Genomic DNA, 20,683 nt, shown 5'->3' on the forward strand with positions numbered 1-20,683 from the left:
GGATTCTGCGTTTGACTCTACACCTGCTTCAGGGTTTCCAATTGCTTTCATGACGAAGCAGAACGCCTTGAAGCCCGTGACGCCGGCCCTCCATCACGACCACGACCATAGTCACGATCACTCGCATGGACCTGCGCACGTCCATGCCCACGCCCATGCCGAAACGGCCTGCTGCGGCAGCCCTGTCTGCGGTTCGTCACCTGCCGTGGACACCACCGACGTTCCCAAGGGCGCCTTGCTCTTTCGCATTCCCACGATGGATTGCGCGGTCGAGGAATCCGAGATCCGCCGCGCGCTCGAGCCGGTGGCCGGCATCCAGGGGCTGCGCTTTCGCCTCGGCGAGCGCACGATGGCCATCACCGCCGACGACGGCGCGCTGCCCCATGCGCTCGATGCGATCCGCAAGGCCGGCTTCAAGCCCGAGCCTGTCGGTGACACGGCTGCCCCGGCCGCCCCTGCGCGTATCGCGGGAATGAGCAGCGGCCTCGCGCGCCTCGTCGCCGCGCTGGTGTTGGCCATCTCTGCGGAATCGATCTCTTTCCTGGCCCTCGACGGCAAGGGCTTCATGGCCGCCGAAATGGTGCTCGCGCTCGCAGCCATCGGCCTGGCCGGTCTCGACACCTACAAGAAGGGCTTCGGCGCACTGGTGCGTGGGCGCCTCAACATCAACGCGCTGATGGCCGTCGCCGTAACCGGCGCCTTCGTCATCGGCCAGTGGCCAGAGGCGGCGATGGTGATGGCGCTCTATGCGATTGCCGAACTGATCGAGGCCCGCGCGGTCGACCGTGCCCGCAATGCGATCCAGAGCCTGCTCGCGCTCGCCCCCGAACAGGCCGAGGTGAAGCAGCCGGACGGCAGCTGGCAGACCGTGATGGCCGACACGGTGGCACTCGATGCCATCGCACGGATCCGCCCCGGCGAGCGCGTGCCGCTCGACGGCGTGGTGACCGCGGGCCTGAGCGCCATCGATCAGGCGCCGGTCACGGGCGAGAGCATTCCGGTCGACAAGATCGTGGGCGACCCGGTCTTCGCGGGCACCATCAACCAGACCGCCGCGCTGGAGTTCCGCGTCACGGCGGTGGCCGCCAACACCACGCTCGCGCGCATCATCCACGCTGTCGAAGAGGCGCAGGGCACGCGCGCGCCCACGCAGCGTTTCGTCGACCGGTTCGCCGCCATCTACACGCCGGCGGTCTTCGTGCTGGCGTTGGCCATTGCGCTGTTCACGCCGCTCTTCATGGACTGGACCTGGTTGCAGGCCATCTACAAGGCGCTGGTGCTGCTGGTCATTGCCTGTCCGTGCGCGCTGGTGATCTCGACACCGGTCACAGTCGTGAGCGCGCTCGCGTCGGCGGCGCGGCGCGGCATCCTGATCAAGGGCGGCACCTATCTGGAGGAGGCACGCAAGCTCAAGGCGGTGGCGCTCGACAAGACGGGCACCATCACCGAAGGCAAGCCGAAGCTTGTCGAATCGACGCTGCTCGATGCATCGGGCAACGAAGCGGCGGTGTTCGCGATCGCCGCGAGCATTGCGGTCCGTTCGGACCACCCGGTGTCGAAGGCCATTGCCGAGGGCCTGAAGGGCGAGCGCGAAGAAGTCGGCGACTTCACCGCGCTGCCGGGCCGCGGCGTGCAGGCCGCGCTTTCGGGCCAGACCTACATGCTCGGCAATCACCGGCTGATCGAGGAGAAGGGCCTCTGCACGCCGGCGCTCGAAGCCGAACTCAAGCGTCATGAAGAGGCGGGCCGCACCGTGACCCTGTTCGCATCGAGCCAGGCAGTGCTTGCGCTGTTCGCCGTGGCCGACACCATCAAGGAATCGTCGCAAGCCGCAGTGGCCGAGCTGCGCGCCCTGGGCGTCGTGCCGGTGATGCTCACCGGCGACAACGCCGCAACCGCCAGGACCATCGGCGCCCACGCCGGCATCGAGGACGTGCGCGGCAACCTGCTGCCCGAGGAAAAGCTCGGCGCCATCAAGGCCATGCGGGAGCGCTACGGCGCGGTGGCGATGACCGGCGACGGCATCAACGACGCACCGGCGCTGGCGCAGGCCGACATCGGCTTCGCCATGGGCGGCGCGGGCACCGACACCGCGATGGAAGCGGCCGACGTGGTCATCATGAACGACGACCTGCGCCGCATCCCCGAGACCATCCGCCTCTCGCGCCGCGCACACGCGGTGCTGTGGCAGAACATCACGCTGGCGCTCGGCATCAAGGGCGTGTTCTTCGTGCTCGCGGTGTTCGGCAGCGCGACGATGTGGATGGCGGTGTTCGCCGACATGGGCGCGAGCCTGCTGGTGGTGGCGAATGGGCTCCGGTTGATGCGAGCCGAGAAGTAAGCGCGCTACGCGTCGCTTTTCGGCGAAGGACTGGCGGGCGTAACGCGCGCTTCGAGCGCAGCGGCGATGCGTTCGAGGTTGGCATTCATGCGCCGTGTCTCGGCGATGTGGTCCGACAGGTAGTTGCGCACCTCCTCGAAGTACTGGCCCTGTTTGAGGCCACCGCTGCGGCGCATGAAGAAGATCCAGACGCCGATGAGGAGCAGCATGGGCGCCCAGCTGATCACGAGCTCAACAAATGTTCGCATGTTCTTCCCGGAGCGAGAGACGTGGTGAAAGAGAAGGCCGGCGAATGCCGCAGGCATTCAGCCGCTGTGCAGGTTAGCGCATTGCAACTGGGGGCGGGCCTTCACCAGCGCGCAGCCCATTTCTCCAGCGGCACGCGCGCCGCATTGCACACATAGCTCACCGCGTGGTACCAACCCGCGATCATCATCAGCTCGATCAGCTGCGCATGGCTCCAGTGCGTGCTCAACGCGCCCCAGAGCGCATCGTCCACATGGCTCGTGTCGTGCAACTGATCGACGAGCTGCACCAGCAGCCGGTCGCGCAGCGCGAGCAGTTCCACGTCCTCGGTCACCGACGCCATCACGCGCCGCTCGACCGCGTTGAAACCCGCCGCATCTGCAAAAGCCGCAACATGCACGCCCCATTCGTACTCGGCGCCGCAGCGGGCGCAGGCGCGCGTGATCACCACCTCGCGGTCGCGCAGGCTGACGGCGGCCTTCCGACCCAGCAGGTAGCGGCCCAGCCCCAGCGTCCGCTCGGCGAGTTCCGGGTTGATTGCGAGCACGCGGAAGAGCGCGAGTATCTCGGGCCTTCCGGGTGGGTTCATTCGCGTCAGCAAGTCAGCGATCGGTTCGGGGAAGGGCGCTTCGAGCGGTGGAATGCGAGGCGCGTGAGCGCTCTGCCGGGCGGCGGTCGTCATTGTCGGAATCCTTCGTAGAATGCGTTGAAATCGCTACGAAAATCGTAGCGATTCGGCGCAGTCTATCGCTACGCAATTCGTAGCGCAATACGGGCCATTCGATCACCGGAAGCACGACATGGAAAACGAAGAAACATCGAGCCCGCCGTCCGCGCCCACCGCAGTGCGGCGGCCGATCATGCAGTTGCTGGAGCAACTGGGCCGCAAGGGCACGCTGCGCATCCTGTGGGAGCTGCGCGACGGCTTGCCGCAGAGCTTCAGGGCGCTGCGGGTGAGCACGGACCAGATGTCGCCCTCGGTGCTGAACGACCGGCTGAAGGAGCTGCGCGCGGCGGGCGTCGTCGACCTCTCGGGCACGGGCTACCTGCTCACCGAGGCGGGCGGCGAACTCGTCAAGCGGCTGACACCGCTCAACCAGTGGGCCAACCGCTGGATCGCGCCGAGCGAAGAGAACTAACATCGGCCTTCTTTTCCCCGCCTTGACCCGCCCATGTCAGTCACCACCCTGCTGCTGCAACTCGTCGTCATCCTCATCACCGCGCGCATCTGCGGCTGGGTGCTGCGCTACCTGGGCCAGCCGAGCGTGGTGGGGGAAATGGCCGCGGGCCTGATGCTCGGGCCGGCAGTGATGGGCGCGCTCTTTCCCTCGTTGCATGCGCAGCTCTTCGGCAAGGAATTGCTGCAAGGCCTTTCGTCGCTGTCGACGGTGGGGTTGGTGCTGTTCATGTTCGTCGTCGGACTGGAGCTGCGGGCCTCGCAGAACATGCGCTCGCAACTCAAGGCGGCGGGTGCCGTGGGCGTGCTCAGCGTGATCGTGCCGCTGACGCTGGGCCTGGCGATTTCGCCGGCGCTGTATCCCTCGCTCGCGCCGGCCGGCGTCGCGTTCTGGCCCTTTGCGCTCTTCATGGCGGCGGCGCTTTCCATCACGGCCTTTCCCGTCATGGCGCGCATCCTGAAGGATCGCGGCATGACGCGCACTTCCTTCGGCCAGCTCTCGCTCAGCGCTGCGGCGGTGGTCGATGTGTTCGCCTGGATCCTGCTGGCCTTCGTGGTGGCGCTGGTGGGGGCGGGCGAGGGCTACACGGGCCTCGTCAAGATCACGGTCGGCGTGGTGGTGATGCTGGCCTTCCTGTTCTTCGGGCTGAAGCCGGCCTTCGCCTGGCTGCTGCGCGTGAAGGCGCCCGATGGCGAGCCTTCGACCACGGTGATGGCCTCGCTGATGATCGGCCTCCTGGTGACCGCGTTGCTCACCGAATGGCTGCACCTGCATGCGGTGTTCGGCGCCTTCCTGTTCGGCGCCTGCCTGCCGCGCGACGACCGCCTCCTGCGTTCGCTGAGCGAGCGCATCGAGCCCATTTCCATCGTCGTGCTGATGCCGCTGTTCTTCGCGCTCGCCGGGCTGGGCACCACGGCCAGCGCTTTCACGGGTGCGAGCTTGGGCGCAATGCTGCTGATCATCGGCGTGGCCACCTTCGGCAAGATCGCCGGCGGTGCGGCTGGTGCGCGCATGGCCGGCTACAGCTGGCGCGACAGCATGGCCACCGGCTCGCTGATGAATGCGCGCGGGTTGATGGAGCTGATCGTCATCAAGATCGGCTTCGACGTGGGCCTGATCGGCCCCGAGCTGTTCACGATGCTGTTGGTGATGGCGCTCGCCACCACCGCAATGACCGGGCCGCTGATGACCTTGTGCATCGGCCGCAAGACGAAGCCGGCGGCCGATGTGGCGGCGCCGGTCGAAGCCGAGGCGCACGCCAAGCCCTGAGCACGCCGGCTTGCGCTGGCCTCAGCCGTTGCGGCGCACGGTGAAGCCGATGCGCGTTTCCCCACTTTCGCTCGATGCGAACACACGCCCGCCGTGCATGCGCGCGATGGCCTCGACGATGGCAAGGCCCAGCCCGTGGTGCCGCGTCGATCCGTCGCGGGCCTGCGCGGCCCGATAGAAGCGCTCGAACAGACGGGGCAGCGCAGCCGGATCGATTGGCTCGCCGCGGTTCACGACCGAGAGCACGAATTCGTCGCTGCCTTCCGCCATCTCGATGCGGATGGTCGAAGCCGGCGCGGCGAAGCGGATCGCATTGCCCAGCAGGTTGGAGAGCGCGCGGCGAACGAGCGAGGCGTCCACATCGGCCATCGCATCGCCTGTCACTTCGGCCTTCAGCCCCGCCTCGTCGAGCATCGCGTCGTAGAAGTCGATCACGTCGCGCGCCTGCGCCGCGAGGCTCACGACGGCGCGCGAGCGCGTCGAGGTGCCGCGGTCGGCCTTCGAGAGAAACAGCATGTCGGTGACGATGCCCGAGAGCCGGCCGATCTCCTCGAGGTTGGAGGTCAGCACGCCCAGCAGCTCCTCGTTGGAGCGTTGCCGCGTGAGCGCGAGTTCGGTCGAGCCGATCAGGTTGGCGAGCGGCGTGCGCAGCTCGTGCGCCACGTCGGCGTTGAAGGATTCGAGCTGCACGTACGCACGCTGCACGCGCAGCAGCAGTGCGTTGAACTGCGTGATCCACGGCCGCAGTTCCTCGGCGAAGGCTAGTGCGTCGATCGGCTTGTTGGCCTTGTCGGGCGCCATCGCCGCGGTGCGGTCGGCCAGTGCCTTCAGCGGGCGCAGGCCGCGCCGCACCAGCCACATGCCCGTGAGCGACACCAGCGCGGTGCCCAGCACCACGGCGCCGAGCAGCGTCCATGCGAGCCGCTCGAGCAAGCGTGCTTCCTGCGCGACGTTGACGCCGAGCTGCACCTGCAGGCTGGTTGTCAGGCTACCTTGCTGCCAGGGCACGGTGAGGTCGCGGCGCAGCCAGCGGCCACCGGCGGTCGGCCGCGACTCGAAGAGCTGTTTGCCCGCATGGGAGATCGACAGGCTCACGTCGTCCTGCATCGAGAAGAAGTCGTCGAGCTTGTGCCGGAGGAAGACGAGGTCGCCGCCTTTCTCGGCCTCCTTCAGCAGGTGCTCCACCAGCACCGCTTTCTGGTCGAGTTCGTCCTCCTGTTTTTCGCCGAAGTTCCAGGCCGTCACGAGGTAGATGGCCAGGCAGATCACGCTGAGCCCGAACAGCGTCTGCGCGGCGAACCAGAGCGAGAGCCGGCTCTGTATCGATTGCGGTCGTGGGCTCATGCCCAGGATCGGTCTTCCAGCACGTAGCCCATGCCGCGCACCGTGTGCAGCAGCTTCACCTCGAACGGGTCATCGATCTTGCTGCGCAGGCGCCGGATGGCCACTTCCACCACGTTGGTGTCGCTGTCGAAGTTCATGTCCCACACCTGCTCGGCGAGCGTGGTGCGCGAGAGGATCTGGCCGCGCCGGCGCAGCAACACCACGAGCAGGGTGAACTCCTTGGCCGTGAGGTCGAGCCGCACGCGGTTGCGAAACACCTTGCGGCTCGCCATGTCGAGCTCGAGGTCGGCCAGGCGCAGCACGGTCGAGTCCTGCGCCTTGCCGCGCCGCAGGAGCGCCTGCACGCGAGCCAGCAACTCGGAGAAGGAGAAGGGTTTGACCAGGTAGTCGTCGGCGCCTTGCTGCAGGCCCTGCACGCGGTCTTCGACCTTGTCGCGTGCGGTGAGCACCAGCACAGGGACGTTCTTCGTGCGGCGAATCGCCTGGAGCACGGCGAAGCCGTCGATACCGGGCAGCATCACGTCGAGCAGGACCAGTGCGTACTCTCCCTCGGTGGCGAGGTATCGGCCTTCGATGCCGTCGCGGGCGATGTCGACGACGTACCCGTTTTCCTCCAGCCCTTTTTTAAGGTAGTCGCCCAGTTTGGGCTCGTCTTCGATGACAAGAATGCGCATCGCCAGATCGTACCCAATACCTCTCAAAACACTGGTTACCATTTAGTAATCCTATTGACAGACAAAGCCGAACCCTCGCGTCATACATTGCGCCGGGCCCTCGAACCGCAGGGCTTTTCAGAGCGGGGCGTCACACCCCGCTCGATATACTTTTTGGCTCATGCGTCGCTGGCTCCTGATCTTTCTGCTGCTTCTCTTCCCGTTCCAGCTCAGCTGGGCGGCGTCGGCCGCCTATTGCCAGCACGAGCGCGACACGCAGCCCGAGCACTGGGGCCACCACCAGGACGAGCCCCGGAGCAGCACCGACCGCACGCACACCGACGGCGCCAAGCAAGACACCACGACGCAGCCGAATGGCGCGGTCGGCCACTGCATCGTCAGCCACTTCGGCGCTGCGCAGCACGTGGACATGGCGACTGGCGATGCCGTCGGCGCGCTGCAGTTGCCCCAGGTGCTGCATGCCGGAACGGAAGAGCGTTTCGTTTCCCATGTCTCCGAAGTCCCTGTGCGCCCCGCACGGACTCTCGCCCTCTGATTCGGCGAGAGAACATCCCCCACCACTGATCCCTTTCATCAGCTGAGCTCTCGCCGAATTCGTCCGTCCGTTGTTTCGCAACCCAGGAGAATTCGATGCGCACGCTCTTCGTGCCGCTGGCCGTGTTGGCCTTGGCGGTGCCCCCGGCCTATTCACAGCAACCGCAGCCGTCAGAAGCTGTTGCCGGCCCCCAGTCTTCCTCATCCCGTCCGGGCACCAGAACGCTGGAGCCCGCGGGTCCGCTCACCCTTCGCAGCGCCATCGCGATGGTGCTGCAGTCCAACCCCAGCCTGTCCGCGGCCTCGCGCGAGCAGGAGGCCACCGAGGGCGCCATCGTCCAGGCCGGCGCCTGGCCCAACCCGGTGCTCGGCGCCCAGCTGGAAGACCTGCGGCGGGACAACCGCACGACCACGCTGCAACTGAGCCAGCCCATCGAGCTGGGCGGCAAGCGCGCGGCCCGCGTGACGGCCGCGGAGCGCGCGCGCGACCAGGCGGCCTCGGCGCTGGTTGCACGCCGCTCGGAACTGCGGGCGTCGACCGTCACGTTGTTCTTCGAGGTGCTGACTGCACAGGAGCGCCTGCGACTCGCACAGGACTCGGTTGGCCTCGCCCATATCGCGACGAAGGCTGCCGCCAATCGTGTCACTGCCGGCAAGGTCTCGCCGCTGGAGGAAACCCGCGCGCGCGTGGCCGAGGCGGGCGTGCGCGTCGAGCTGCTGCAGGCCGAGGGCACGCTGCGCTCCGCGCGCCAGCAGTTGGCCGCGCTGTGGGGCAACCCGGCGCCGCGCTTCACGCAGGTGGAGGGCGCGGGCTATCAGTTGCCGACGCTGGCCTCGGCGCAGGACGTCGAGGGCCGGCTCTTCGCCGCGCCCGTACTGCGGCAGGCACGGCTCGAAGTCGAACGGCGCGAGGCGCTCACCAGCCTGGAGCAGGCCAAGCGCATCCCGGACATCACCGTCTCGCTCGGCGCCAAGCGCGTGCCCGCGTCCACCGACACCGAAGGCGCGAGCAGCCGCCGCAACCAGGTCGTCGTCGGCCTCTCGGTGCCGCTGCCGATCTTCGACACCAACCGCGGCAACCTCGCCGAGGCTTTGAGCCGCGAGGAGAAAGCGCGGGACGACCTCGCCGCCGCCGAACTGCAACTGGGCGCCGACGTGGCGCAGGCCACCGAGCGGCTGCGCTCGGCGCGCGCCACGGCCGAGACGCTGCAGCGCGATGCGCTCCCCGGTGCCGAGACCGCCTACAAGGCCGCAACCAAGGGCTTCGAGCTGGGCAAGTTCAGCTTTCTCGAAGCGCTCGATGCGCAGCGCACGCTGTTCCAGGTGCGCAACCAGTACCTCGTCGCGCTGGCCGATGCGCACCGCGCGGCCGGCGAACTCGACCGCCTGCTCGGCACCGATGGCGAAGAAACCCTGCACGCGACGCCCGTTGCGCGCTGACACGGACACCCCAAGATCATGAACACAGAAGAACGCAAGACTTTCGCCGAGCGCGTCGGCAAGAAGCAGTGGATGGCCATCGTGGCTGTCCTGGTCGTGGGCCTCGCGGCCGGTGCGCTGATCCTGCGCACCACGCCGGGCAAGCCCGAGGCTGCTGGCCACTCGGAGGCCGGGGGGCATGCCGATGGCGAGCACCACGAGGAAGGAAAGGCCGAAGGCAAGGACCATGGCCATGACCACGGTCATGAAGAAGCCAAGGGCCATGCCGACAAGGAACACCACGGCGAGGAACCCAAGGAGAAGGGCGCTTCCGGCGAAGTGAAGGCCGAATCGAAGGCGCACAAGGAAGACGAGGAGAAGATCCCCTTCACCGACGAGCAGGTCAAGGCTGCCGGCATGGCGATCGAAAGCGCCGGCCCCGCGCGCATCAGGACCTCGCTGCAACTGCCCGGCGAAATCAAGTTCAACGAAGACCGCACGGCCCACGTGGTGCCGCGCGTGGCGGGCGTGGTCGACAGCGTGTCGGCCAACCTCGGCCAGGAGGTCAAGCGCGGGCAGGTGCTCGCGGTGCTCTCGAGCCCAGGGCTTTCGGAGCAGCGCAGCGCGCTGCAATCGGCGCAGCGCCGCCTCGACTTGGCCCGCACCACCTATGAGCGCGAGAAGAAACTCTGGGAAGAAAAGATCTCGCCGCAGCAAGACTACCTGCAGGCCCAGCAGGCCATGCAGGAAGCGCAGATCGCCGTGGCCAATGCCAACCAGAAGTTGCTGGCACTGGGCGCCACGCCGGGCTCAGCCGCGCTCGGCCGCTACGAGCTGCGCGCGCCCTTCGACGGCATGGTGGTCGAGAAGCACATCTCGCTCGGCGAATCGGTGGGCGAGGCGGTCAACGTGTTCACCATCTCCGACCTGTCGACCGTGTGGGCCGAGATCAGCGTGGCGGCCAACAACCTGAACCTGGTGCGCATCGGCGAGCCGGTGACCATCCGCTCCAGCGCCTTCGACCAGACGGCGAGCGGCACGGTGTCGTACGTGGGTTCTCTGATCGGAGCGCAGACGCGCACGGCCACGGCGCGCGTCACGCTGACCAATCCGCAGCGCGTGTGGCGCCCGGGCCTGTTCGTGAACGTGGAGCTGGTGTCGTCCGAGGCGGATGCGCCGGTCACCGTGTCAGCCGATGCGGTGCAGACGGTGGAAGAGAAACCCACTGTCTTCCTCAAGGTGCCCGGCGGCTTCCTGCCGCAGCATGTGCAGACCGGCCGCAGCGACGGCAAGCGCGTCGAGATCGTGGGCGGCCTGAAGCCCGGCGCGGCCTACGCCGCGAGCGGCAGCTTCGTCATCAAGTCGCAGCAGGGCAAGAGCTCGGCCACGCACACCCACTGAGGACGCCGCATGTTCGAACGCATCATCGGGTTCTCCATCGCGCAGCGCTGGCTCGTCCTGCTCGCCGTGCTCGGCATGGCCGCGCTCGGCGTCTTCAGCTACCAGAAGCTGCCCATCGACGCGGTGCCCGACATCACCAACGTGCAGGTGCAGATCAATACCTCCGCGCCCGGCTATTCGCCGCTCGAAGCCGAGCAGCGCGTGACCTACCCCATCGAGACGGTGATGGCGGGCCTGCCGGGCCTGCAGCAGACCCGCTCGCTCTCGCGCTACGGCCTCTCGCAGGTGACGGTGATCTTTGAGGACGGCACCGACATCTACTTCGCGCGGCAGCTGGTGAACGAGCGCATCCAGTCGGCGCGCGAGAGCATGCCCAGCGGCATCTCGCCGGTGATCGGGCCGATCTCCACGGGCCTAGGCGAAATCTACCTCTGGACGGTGGAAGCGGAAGAGGGCGCGAAGAAGCCCGACGGCAAGCCCTACACGCCCACGGACCTGCGCGAGATCCAGGACTGGATCATCAAGCCGCAATTGCGCAACGTGAAGGGCGTGACCGAGATCAACTCCATCGGCGGCTACGACAAGGAATACCAGATCGCGCCCGACCCCGCGAAGCTCCTGGCGCATGGCCTCACGATGACCGACCTGGTCACCGCGCTGGAACGCAACAACGCCAACGTGGGCGCGGGCTACATCGAGAAGCGCGGCGAGCAGTACCTCATCCGCGCGCCGGGGCAGGTGAAGTCGGTGGAGGACATCGGCAACGTGATCCTGGGCAACGCAGGCGGCATTCCGCTGCGGGTACAGGACGTCGCCGAGGTCGGCATCGGCCAGGAGCTGCGCACGGGCGCAGCCACCGACAACGGTCGCGAGGTGGTGCTGGGCACCGTCTTCATGCTGATCGGCGAGAACAGCCGCACCGTGTCGCAGGCCGTCGACAAGAAGATGCAGGAGGTCAACCGCACGCTGCCCGCCGGCGTGAAGGCGGTGACGGTGTACGACCGCACGGTGCTGGTCGACAAGGCCATCGCCACGGTGAAGAAGAACCTCTTCGAGGGCGCGGTGCTGGTCATCGCGATCCTCTTTCTCTTTCTCGGCAACATCCGCGCGGCGCTGATCACCGCGCTGGTGATTCCGCTGTCGATGCTCTTCACCTTCACCGGCATGGTGAACCAGAAGGTCAGCGCCAACCTCATGAGCCTGGGCGCGCTGGACTTCGGGATCATCATCGACGGGGCGGTGGTGATCGTGGAGAACTGCGTGCGAAGGCTCGCGCATGCACAGGCGAAACACGGCCGGCCGCTCACGCGCAGCGAGCGCTTCCATGAAGTGTTCGCCGCCTCGCAGGAGGCGCGGCGTCCGCTGCTGTTCGGGCAGTTGATCATCATGATCGTGTACCTGCCGATCTTTGCGCTCACGGGCGTGGAGGGAAAGCTGTTCCACCCGATGGCCTTCACCGTGGTAATTGCGCTGGTGGGCGCGATGATTTTGTCGATCACCTTCATTCCCGCGGCCGTGGCGCTCTTCATCGGCACCAAGGTCAGCGAGAAGGAAAACCGCCTGATGGTGTGGGCCAAGCGCGGCTATGAACCGCTGCTGGCGCGCGTGATGACGGCCAAGCCGCTGGTCATCACCACGGCCGTGGTGGCGGTGCTGCTCTCGGGCCTGCTGGCCACGCGGCTGGGCACCGAGTTCGTGCCCAGCCTGAGCGAAGGCGACTTCGCGATCCAGGCGCTGCGCATTCCGGGCACGAGCCTCACGCAATCGGTCGAGATGCAGAAGCAGCTCGAGCGCACGCTGAAGGCGAAGTTTCCGGAGATCGAGCGCGTGTTCGCGCGCACCGGCACGGCCGAGATCGCATCGGACCCGATGCCGCCGAACATCTCGGACGGCTACATCATGTTGAAGCCCGAGAGCGAGTGGCCCGCGCCGAAACGCACGCGCGCGGAACTTCTCACCGCGGTGCAGGAAGAAGTGGAAAAACTGCCGGGCAACAACTACGAGTTCTCGCAACCGATCCAGCTGCGCTTCAACGAACTGATCTCCGGCGTGCGCAGCGACGTGGCCGTGAAGATCTTCGGCGACGACATGGCGGTGCTCGACAAGACGGCGGCCGAGGTGTCGAAGGTGCTTTCGGGCATCTCCGGCGCGGCCGAAGTGAAGGTCGAGCAGACCACGGGCCTGCCGATGCTCACGGTGAACATCGACCGCCAGAAGACCGCGCGCTACGGCCTGAACGTGGGCGACGTGCAGGACGCGATCTCCATCGCGGTCGGTGGCCGCGAAGCGGGCACGCTGTTCGACGGCGACCGGCGCTTCGACATCCTCGTGCGCCTGCCCGAGAACCTGCGCACCGACCTGGAGGCGATCAAGCGGCTGCCCGTGGCATTGCCCAAGGGCGCGGGCGCCGAGGGGCTGCGCACCAGCTTCATCCCGCTCGGCGAAGTCGCCACGCTGGAGCTCGCACCGGGCCCCAACCAGGTGAGCCGCGAGAACGGCAAGCGCCGCATCGTGGTGAGCGCCAATGTGCGCGGCCGCGACCTCGGCTCCTTCGTGGCCGAGGCCGAGGAAGCGATGCGCAAGGTGACCATTCCCACCGGCTACTGGACCGTGTGGGGCGGCCAGTACGAGAACCTGGCCTCCGCCACGCAGCGGCTGCAGGTGGTGGTGCCGGTGTCGCTGCTGCTGGTGTTCACGCTGCTGTTCGCGATGTTCGGCAACCTGAAGGACGGGTTGCTGGTTTTCACCGGCATTCCGTTCGCGCTCACCGGCGGCATCGTGGCGCTGTGGCTGCGCGACATTCCGCTGTCGATCTCGGCGGCGGTAGGCTTCATCGCGCTCTCGGGCGTGGCGGTGCTCAACGGGCTGGTGATGATCTCGTTCATCCGCAACCTGCGCGAAGGCGGTCTGCCGCTCGACGAGGCGATCCACGAAGGCGCGCTCACCCGGCTGCGGCCGGTGCTGATGACGGCGCTGGTCGCGTCGCTCGGCTTCGTGCCGATGGCGATTGCCACCGGCACCGGCGCCGAGGTGCAGCGGCCGCTGGCGACGGTGGTGATCGGCGGTATCCTGTCCTCGACCGCCTTGACGCTGCTGGTGCTCCCGCTGCTCTACCGCATCGCCCACCGGCGCGACGAAGACGAAGAACTGCAGGACGCTCGCGAACGGCGCCACGGCGCTCCGCTCGATCCTTCTCCAGGTTCTCAAGGAGTGACGACCCATGGCACATGACCATGCCCACGCGGTGGGCGGCAACGAGAAGGCGCTGCGCTGGGCCTTGCTGCTGACCTCGCTCTACCTCGTGGCGGAGGTGGTGGGCGGGTTGGTGTCGGGGAGCCTCGCGCTTCTTTCCGATGCGGCTCACATGTTCACCGACACGGTGGCGCTGGCGATCTCGCTGGCCGCCATCTGGATCGGCAAGCGGCCGGCGGACAAGCGGCGCACCTTCGGCTACTACCGCTTCGAGATCCTTGCGGCCGTGCTCAACGCGGTGCTGCTGTTCTTCGTGGCGATCTACGTGCTGTACGAGGCGTACCGGCGCATCTCGGCGCCGGCCGAGATCCAGTCGACCATGATGCTGCTGGTGGCCGTGGGCGGACTGGTCGTCAACCTCGTCGGCATGCGGCTGCTTGCAAGCGGCAAGGACAACAGCCTCAATGTGAAGGGCGCGTATCTGGAGGTGTGGGCCGACATGCTGGGGTCGGTCGGCGTGATCGTCGGGGCACTGGTCATCCGCTTCACCGGGTGGGCGTGGGTGGATTCTGTGATCGCGGTGGCCATCGGGCTGTGGGTGCTGCCGCGCACCTGGCGCTTGCTGCGCGAGAGCCTGAACGTGCTGCTCGAAGGCGTGCCGGACGATGTGGATCTGCCGGCCGTTGAACTCGCGCTGTTCGGCGTCGAAGGCGTCGCGAGCCTGCACGACCTGCATGTATGGGCGCTTTCGAGCGGCAAGGTGAGCCTGAGCGTGCACGTGGTGTGCACGCCCGAGGTGGGCGACATGGCGCCGCTGATGTTGCGGCTGCGTGCGCTGCTGGCCGAGCGCTTTGATATTCACCATTCGACGGTGCAGGTCGAGCGCGTGCCGTGCGAACAGGCGGTGGAGAGCCATGGGTTCGGGCCTGCGGTGACGGCTGCCCGGGCCACTGCTGGAAATTAGCACTGCGGCTGCCGCCGGCGCCGCAATGCAACGCAGATCGTTTTCGATCGAAAGTACGATTCAAACGCCGAACGCCTGGCCTGCCATTCCTCAATGCCAATGTCCGGACTTGCCCCACCAGATCCTCAGCCCATCAACGGAAAGTCAATGACCGAAACGACCAAAGTCAAAGGCCCCGCCTCTTACTTTCCTTCGATTGAAAAGGCCTATGCGAAGCCAATCGCCCACTGGATGAATGTTCTTCAGGATGCAGGCCCTCTCAAACACATGGAACTCGTGAACCGGCTCAAGACGGAGCATCAGATCGGTCACGGACACGCTAACGCGCTAGTGGCGGCATTCTTGGCGAAGAAATAAGGAAGTTCAGCCACTCGAACGTTCTCGACTGACCACAAGTGATCACCTCAGTGTTACATTTTGAATACACGAATATAGCTAACTGCTGAGTTGGGGGACGGAGATGGATAGAGAAGAATCGTCTGCCCGGTTGGGCGGGAAAGTTCATGCGTTCATCAGAGGCGCGCTCGCGAGTTGTGCGGCGACCTTGATATTGGTTGCGTGCGGTGGCGGTGGTGGTGGCGGCCAGGGCATGGTGTTGCCGCCGGCTTCTACTGCAGCGCCGGTGCCCAGCACCTTTGCAACAAGCGATCCGAAGTCGCCCGAGACAACCACACCGGCAGCGCCTCAGGGGCTGCACTACGCGAGCGCATCTGTCATTTATACGGTTGGCGCGGACGTGGAGCCGAACGTTCCAGCCTCCAGCGGCGGGTCGATCGAACACTACGCGATCGACCCAGCATTGCCTGCCGGCCTGGAGATCGATCCGGTTCTCGGCGCCATCCGCGGGACGCCAACGGGACTCTCGCTGTCAACGCTCTACACGGTGACTGCCAGCAACACTGCGCGCAGTGTCACGGCACGGATTCAAATCGAGGTCAGGAGGCAACTTGCCGCGCCGGAAACCTTGCGCTACAGCGAGGTCTCCGTGATTTACCCAAAGGGTCAAGCCGTGGTGCCGCTGGCCCCCACAGCCAGCGGCGGACCGATCGCTCGATTCAGCGTGTCGCCGGCACTGCCCGTGGGACTGAGCCTGGACTCCGCCAGTGGCGTACTGAGCGGCACGCCCACCGCAGTAACGGCAGCCGCAACCTATGCGGTAACCGGCAGCAACGCCGCAGGAAGAGCGGTGGCTTATCTGACGTTGGAGGTGCGCGCAGTGACCGCGCCGCCGTCGGGTCTGCGCTATTCTGGCGAGCCCAATCCGGTGTATGTCGCCGGTCGGCCGATCGTGCCGAATATTCCAGTCTCGAGCGGTGGTGCGATCACGCAGTACAGCGTGACGCCGGCATTGCCGCAGGGCCTGAGTCTGAATACGGTAAGCGGCGCGATCAGTGGCACGCCCAGTTCGGCGGCTTCGGCTGCCGCCTACACGGTGACTGGCCGCAACACTGCGGGTAGCGTCTCGACTCAATTGAGCATCGAGGTGCGCGCGGCTCCGATAGCGCCGATGAGCCTCGCGTATGTGGAATCGGCACTGGTGTACATCGCGGGGCAGCCGATCACGCCGAATACTCCCATCACGAGCGGCGGCGAGATCACGCAGTACAGCGTGTCGCCTGCGTTGCCTGCAGGCTTGAGCCTCAACGCGGTGAGTGGGGTGATCAGCGGCACGCCGAGTGCGGTGGCTTTGGTCGCTCTCTACACGGTGAGTGGCAGCAACACTGCGGGTAGCGTCACCGCGCAACTGAAGATCGAAGTGCGCGCGTCTGCGGCAGCACCAACGGGGGTGCGCTATAGCGACCCGTCGCCGCTGTACGTCGTGGGTGAACCGATCGTGCCCAATCGCCCGAGCACGCTCGGCGGCCTGATCACGCAGTACAGCGTGACACCAGCGCTGCCGTCTGGCTTGAGTCTGGATGCTTCGAGCGGGATGATCACCGGTACGCCCAGTGCGACGGTCGGGGCAACGGCGTTTACAGTAACCGGCAGCAACCACGCGGGCAGCGTCGAAACACGGCTGATGATCACGGTACGCGCGGTCGCGCCGCCGATAATCCTGGCCTATAGCGAACCGGCGCCTGTGTATATCGTTGGTCGGCCGATCGTGCCGAACATTCCAGTCTTCAGGGGGGGCGCGCCCACTCAGTACGTGACAGCGGAATTGCCGGTGGGTTTGAGCCTGGATCCGGTCAGCGGGGTCATCAGCGGCACGCCCGTCAAAACGCAAAACGCGATCGTCTACTCCGTGTTCGGCTCCAATGGCAGTGGGAGCGTCGGGACCACGCTGTGGATCGCGGTGATGCCAGAGCCGGAACCGGGAACGGCTCTGGTACCGACCTCGGTCAAGTTGCAGAGCGATCCAGACGACTTCATTGGGCAGGGCAAGAACTACGAATACTCTCTTACCAACTCGCTGTTGGGTCTCTCTGTGAGAGGAGCCAATCTGCATCTCGAGATCGAAGGTGATCAGTGGTGGTCGGCGGATTTCGTCCTTCCCAGTGCGATGAGCAAGGTGGAGACTGGCACCTACAGCAACCTTGTGCGCTATCCGGTCCATGAGCCGACGGCCGGAGGGATGGCTTGGTACGGCGAGGGTCGCAGCTGCAATGTGCTGCTTGGTTCGTTCACCATCCAAAGCGCCACCTACGTCAATAGCGTCCTCACGGCCCTCGATTTGTCTTTCGAGCAACACTGCGAAGGCGAGGGGCCGGCATTGCACGGCAAGATTCATTGGAGCGCCTATGACGTGTCCAAGCCGCCGGGGCCGGTCAACCCGCCTCCGACCGGCCTATGGACACCAGCAGCTGGCGAAACTCCGGCGACCGGCAACTACGTCTATCTGGTGAGCGATCTGGGTGACTACATCGGCGGTGGTGCGTCCTACCTCTACACGCCGCCAACTTCCGCCGCGGCGATCAAGGCCATAGAAGGACGCCTGTCAGTGAACGTCGGCAATTGGTCGGGCATCTTCAACGCGATGAAATCTGTGGCTCGACTGGAGCCCGGGTACTACGGTGACCTGAACGCCTACCCGTTCCACAACCAGGCGAAGGGCGGCTTGACCTGGTATGGCAATGGGCGTGGATGCAGCAAGGCCAGGGGGTGGTTTTCTGTGGACGAGGTCACCTATCTCGGTGGCGAGTTGAAGTCGATCGATCTTCGATTCGAACAGCACTGCGACGGCAACACACCAGCGTTGCGCGGTAAGGTTCACTGGGTGTTCTGAGCGGCGGGAGGGGTGCTCGCCGGTACGGCGATCTTCGAGGGAATGGTCGAGCGTCCGCAGTATTCTTGAGCCCAAGTCTGTAAAGGACACTGAGTTAACGCAGCCTGCGAAGGTCTGTTTTCGAGAGGCGTCTACTTCCGCTCAGGGGCCCTTTTGCGACAGAAACGCGACTGTAGCCGTTTGCCACTGGGCCGCCTTGAGTTCGAAGTGGTCTTTGGTCTTCGCCAAACCAGATGCTCAACGCCCCTTTTTCGATGGGGCCGATGAGAGGACCGTCACCCGCAGTCGAGTGATCTTCAGCGAGTTTCCGATCCCGCTGTCACAAACGCCCCCCGCTGGCCGTCTTGCTTGCATGGACGCCCACGGGGGGCGTACCTTTTTGACCCCTTTTCACCGAGGAATCGACCATGAAGATCGTCATCATCGGGGGCTCCGGCCTCATCGGCTCCAAGCTCGCTGCCCTGTTGCGCCACGCCGGCCATGAGGTCAACGCCGCCTCGCCCTCCACGGGCGTCAACACGCTCACCGGCGAAGGCCTGAAGGAGGCGCTGGCGGGTGCCCAGGTCGTCGTCGACGTGGCGAATTCGCCCTCGTTCGCGGACGAGCCGGCGCTGCATTTCTTCGACACCGCGGGGCGCAACCTGCTTGCCGCCGAGGCAGAGGCCGGCGTGGCGCACCACATTGCGCTGTCGGTCGTCGGCACCGATCGCCTGCTGGCCAGCGGCTATTTCCGCGCGAAGCAGCGCCAGGAAGAGCTGATCGAGGCCTCGCCCGTGCCCTGGACCATCGTGCAGGCCACGCAGTTCTTCGAGTTCGTGGCCGGTATCGCCGACGGGAGCGTGCGGGACGGCCAGGTGCGGCTCTCGAACGCACTGATCCAGCCGATGGCGGCGGATGACGTCGCCGCCGCGCTGGCCGCAGTGGTGGCCGAGTCGCCCGCGCGGGGCCGCATCGAGATCGCGGGCCCCGAGGCGCTGCCGCTCGACGCGCTGGTGCGCCGCCTGTTCGCAGCGACCGGCGACAAGCGTCCGGTCGTCACCGATGCGGCGGCGAGCTACTTCGGCGTGCAGCTCGACGATCGATCGCTGACGCCAGGCAATGCCCCGCGTCTGGGGGCGACCCGCTTCGAGGCTTGGCTTGCGCAGCGTGCGCGCGCCTGAGCCGCTGGCGACCTGCCTGTCCATTCATTGATTCAAGGCCCGCGACGCGGGCCGGAAAGACAACCCATGACCCGCTTTCAGAAGACCTGCATCTCCCTCGGCCTCGCACTCGGCGTGTTCGCCGCGATGCCCGCTCAGGCGGCGCCCGAAGCCGCCGCGACCGTCCTCATGACCAAGGACCTGGCGGACATGCCCGGCAAGGAGGCGATCTCGTTCATCGTGGACTTTCCGCCGGGCTCGGTCGATCCGGTCCACCGCCACGACGCCCACGCCTTCATCTACGTGCTCGAAGGATCGATCGTGATGGGCGTGAAGGGCGGCAAGGAGGTCACGCTGACCCCCGGCCAGACCTTCTACGAAGGCCCGAACGACATCCACACCATCGGCCGCAACGCCAGCAAGACCAAGCCCGCGAAGTTCCTGGTGACGATGGTCAAGGACAAGGGCGCGCCGTTGCTGACGCTGGTCAAGTAACCGCAGCGTTCAGCGCGGTGGCCGAATTGCCGACTTCGGCCTGAAGGCCTTGCAGACCGCGTCGTCGGTCTCCAGGTACGGCCCGCCGATCAGGTCGATGCAGTAGGGCACCGCCGCGAAGATGCCCGGCACGACCTGCGCGCCGTCGGCATCCTTCAGCCCTTCGAGCGTTTCGGCGATCGACTTGGGCTGCCCGGGCAGGTTGATGACGAGGCTCTTGTCGCGGATCACCGCCACCTGGCGCGAGAGGATCGCGGTCGGCACGAAGCGCAGGCTGATCTGCCGCATCTGCTCGCCGAAACCGGGCATTTCCTTGTGGGCCACGGCCAGCGTGGCTTCGGGCGTCACGTCCCGCAGCGCGGGGCCGGTGCCGCCGGTGGTCAACACCAGCGAGCAGCCGGCGTCGACCAGTTCGATCAGCGTGGCGCTGATCAAGGCGGCTTCGTCAGGGATCAGCCGGGGCTCGAATTCGATGGGGTTCTTCAGCGCCCGGCCAAGCCATTCCTTCAGCGCGGGCAGGCCCTTGTCTTCGTAGGTGCCGCTGGAGGCGCGGTCGCTGACGGAGACGATGCCGATACGCACCGGGTCGAACGACGAACTCATGCGTCCTCTTCCCGGTCCTGCACGGCAGCCGCCGCGGCGTGGTCGTCGCCGCCATGCACGGCCAGTTGCTCCCTCACCAGCTGGAAGATCTCCCGGTAGGCCTTGCCCTGGCGGGGGGCCTCGCCGGCCGGACCGGTCTTCATGTCCTTGCGGGCCTGGCGCACCAGGGCGCGCAGTTGCTGGGAGTCGGTGGCGGGGTGGGTCTCGATCCAGCCGCCGAGGGCGTCGTCGTCGGCAATCAGCCGGTCGCGCCAGCGCTCGGCCTCGTGCAGGGCCGCGGTTTCGGCGGCCGGCGTGCTGTTCTGCTCGGTCAGGGCGAGCTTGACGGCTTCCAGCGTGGGCTCGTCGAGCTTGCGCATCAGCTTGCCGATGAACTGCATCTGGCGGCGCTTGCCTTCGAAATTGGTGATGCGCTTGGCCTCGGCGACGGCGTCGACCAGTTTCTCGTCCAGCTGGAGGGCGTCGAACAGGGCGGCGCGCAGCGTGAGCAGCTCGGTGCCGAGCTTTTGCAGTTCGTCGCTTTCGCGCTTGAGATCGGTGCGGCTGGCATCGTCGGTGCCCTTGAGCTCACGCTTGAGCTCCAGGTCGAGTTCGCTGCCTTCGGCGACGAACTGGCCACGGACGAAATAGCCTTTTTTGGGTTTGCGGGACATGGGGG

General features: G+C 66.3%; 18 protein-coding genes. 12 read left to right on the top strand and 6 right to left on the bottom strand.

What is annotated here, in order from left to right:
* Positions 1-49: 49 nt before the first annotated feature.
* Positions 50-2,341 (top strand): heavy metal translocating P-type ATPase, encoded by a 2,292-nt coding sequence (locus tag ACSFA7_RS15040; RefSeq protein ID WP_435500106.1) that lies wholly within the window; start codon positions 50-52, stop codon positions 2,339-2,341.
* 5 nt (positions 2,342-2,346) lie between these two features.
* Here ACSFA7_RS15040 and ACSFA7_RS15045 read toward each other — a convergent pair whose 3' ends face one another.
* Together ACSFA7_RS15045 and ACSFA7_RS15050 are read right to left on the bottom strand one after the other, a co-directional pair.
* Positions 2,347-2,589 carry a hypothetical protein gene (locus ACSFA7_RS15045; RefSeq protein ID WP_435500229.1) on the bottom strand — a complete coding sequence of 81 codons (243 nt, stop codon included), beginning with the start codon at positions 2,587-2,589 and terminating at the stop codon, positions 2,347-2,349.
* 101 nt (positions 2,590-2,690) lie between these two features.
* A complete protein-coding gene (locus tag ACSFA7_RS15050; protein WP_435500107.1) occupies positions 2,691-3,176 on the bottom strand; it encodes a carboxymuconolactone decarboxylase family protein in 486 nt (161 codons plus the stop codon).
* Positions 3,177-3,387: 211 nt separating this feature from the next.
* Here ACSFA7_RS15050 and ACSFA7_RS15055 point away from each other — a divergent pair, with 211 nt between their 5' ends.
* A complete protein-coding gene (locus tag ACSFA7_RS15055) occupies positions 3,388-3,726 on the top strand; it encodes a winged helix-turn-helix transcriptional regulator (protein WP_435500108.1) in 339 nt (112 codons plus the stop codon).
* 33 nt (positions 3,727-3,759) lie between these two features.
* Positions 3,760-5,034, top strand: a complete 1,275-nt coding sequence (locus tag ACSFA7_RS15060) for a cation:proton antiporter (RefSeq protein ID WP_435500109.1) — start codon at positions 3,760-3,762, stop codon at positions 5,032-5,034.
* 21 nt (positions 5,035-5,055) lie between these two features.
* On the opposite strand, the gene ACSFA7_RS15065 is transcribed toward ACSFA7_RS15060, so the two are convergent.
* Both ACSFA7_RS15065 and ACSFA7_RS15070 read right to left on the bottom strand, forming a co-directional pair.
* Entirely contained in the window at positions 5,056-6,378 is a 1,323-nt protein-coding gene (locus ACSFA7_RS15065; protein ID WP_435500110.1) for a heavy metal sensor histidine kinase, read from the bottom strand.
* The gene (locus ACSFA7_RS15070; RefSeq protein ID WP_176656377.1) at positions 6,375-7,052 is read right to left on the bottom strand and encodes a heavy metal response regulator transcription factor; all 678 of its coding nucleotides are present in this window, start codon (positions 7,050-7,052) and stop codon (positions 6,375-6,377) included. The genes ACSFA7_RS15065 and ACSFA7_RS15070 overlap by 4 nt, the downstream gene beginning before the upstream one ends.
* Before the next feature lie 160 nt (positions 7,053-7,212).
* Here ACSFA7_RS15070 and ACSFA7_RS15075 point away from each other — a divergent pair, with 160 nt between their 5' ends.
* From ACSFA7_RS15075 to ACSFA7_RS15115, 9 genes are all read left to right on the top strand, one after another.
* A complete protein-coding gene (locus tag ACSFA7_RS15075) occupies positions 7,213-7,587 on the top strand; it encodes a hypothetical protein (RefSeq protein WP_435500111.1) in 375 nt (124 codons plus the stop codon).
* Between the two features lie 95 nt (positions 7,588-7,682).
* On the top strand, positions 7,683-9,026 hold the full coding sequence (locus ACSFA7_RS15080; RefSeq protein WP_435500112.1) for a TolC family protein: 1,344 nt from the start codon (positions 7,683-7,685) through the stop codon (positions 9,024-9,026).
* An 18-nt stretch (positions 9,027-9,044) separates the two neighbouring features.
* Complete coding sequence (locus ACSFA7_RS15085) at positions 9,045-10,406, top strand: efflux RND transporter periplasmic adaptor subunit (RefSeq protein WP_435500113.1); 1,362 nt, start codon at positions 9,045-9,047, stop codon at positions 10,404-10,406.
* Between the two features lie 9 nt (positions 10,407-10,415).
* Complete coding sequence (locus tag ACSFA7_RS15090; RefSeq protein WP_435500114.1) at positions 10,416-13,637, top strand: CusA/CzcA family heavy metal efflux RND transporter; 3,222 nt, start codon at positions 10,416-10,418, stop codon at positions 13,635-13,637.
* The gene (locus ACSFA7_RS15095) at positions 13,627-14,562 is read left to right on the top strand and encodes a cation diffusion facilitator family transporter (protein ID WP_435500115.1); all 936 of its coding nucleotides are present in this window, start codon (positions 13,627-13,629) and stop codon (positions 14,560-14,562) included. The genes ACSFA7_RS15090 and ACSFA7_RS15095 overlap by 11 nt, the downstream gene beginning before the upstream one ends.
* Positions 14,563-14,709: 147 nt before the next feature.
* Positions 14,710-14,919 (top strand): DUF4287 domain-containing protein, encoded by a 210-nt coding sequence (locus ACSFA7_RS15100; protein WP_435500116.1) that lies wholly within the window; start codon positions 14,710-14,712, stop codon positions 14,917-14,919.
* A 103-nt stretch (positions 14,920-15,022) separates the two neighbouring features.
* Positions 15,023-17,788 carry an Ig domain-containing protein gene (locus ACSFA7_RS15105; RefSeq protein ID WP_435500117.1) on the top strand — a complete coding sequence of 922 codons (2,766 nt, stop codon included), beginning with the start codon at positions 15,023-15,025 and terminating at the stop codon, positions 17,786-17,788.
* Positions 17,789-18,195: 407 nt separating this feature from the next.
* Positions 18,196-18,948, top strand: coding sequence for an SDR family oxidoreductase (locus ACSFA7_RS15110; RefSeq protein ID WP_435500118.1), 753 nt, complete (start codon positions 18,196-18,198; stop codon positions 18,946-18,948).
* A gap of 66 nt (positions 18,949-19,014) precedes the next feature.
* Positions 19,015-19,422, top strand: coding sequence for a cupin domain-containing protein (locus ACSFA7_RS15115; RefSeq protein WP_435500119.1), 408 nt, complete (start codon positions 19,015-19,017; stop codon positions 19,420-19,422).
* Between the two features lie 9 nt (positions 19,423-19,431).
* On the opposite strand, the gene mog is transcribed toward ACSFA7_RS15115, so the two are convergent.
* Both mog and yjgA read right to left on the bottom strand, forming a co-directional pair.
* The gene (gene mog / locus ACSFA7_RS15120; RefSeq protein WP_435500120.1) at positions 19,432-20,025 is read right to left on the bottom strand and encodes a molybdopterin adenylyltransferase; all 594 of its coding nucleotides are present in this window, start codon (positions 20,023-20,025) and stop codon (positions 19,432-19,434) included.
* Positions 20,022-20,678, bottom strand: coding sequence for a ribosome biogenesis factor YjgA (gene yjgA, locus ACSFA7_RS15125; protein ID WP_435500121.1), 657 nt, complete (start codon positions 20,676-20,678; stop codon positions 20,022-20,024). Before yjgA ends, mog begins: the two co-directional genes overlap by 4 nt.
* Positions 20,679-20,683: the final 5 nt, after the last annotated feature.

The sequence above is a fragment of the Variovorax trehalosi genome, from assembly GCF_051216415.1.
Taxonomy (GTDB): Bacteria; Pseudomonadota; Gammaproteobacteria; order Burkholderiales; family Burkholderiaceae_C; genus Variovorax.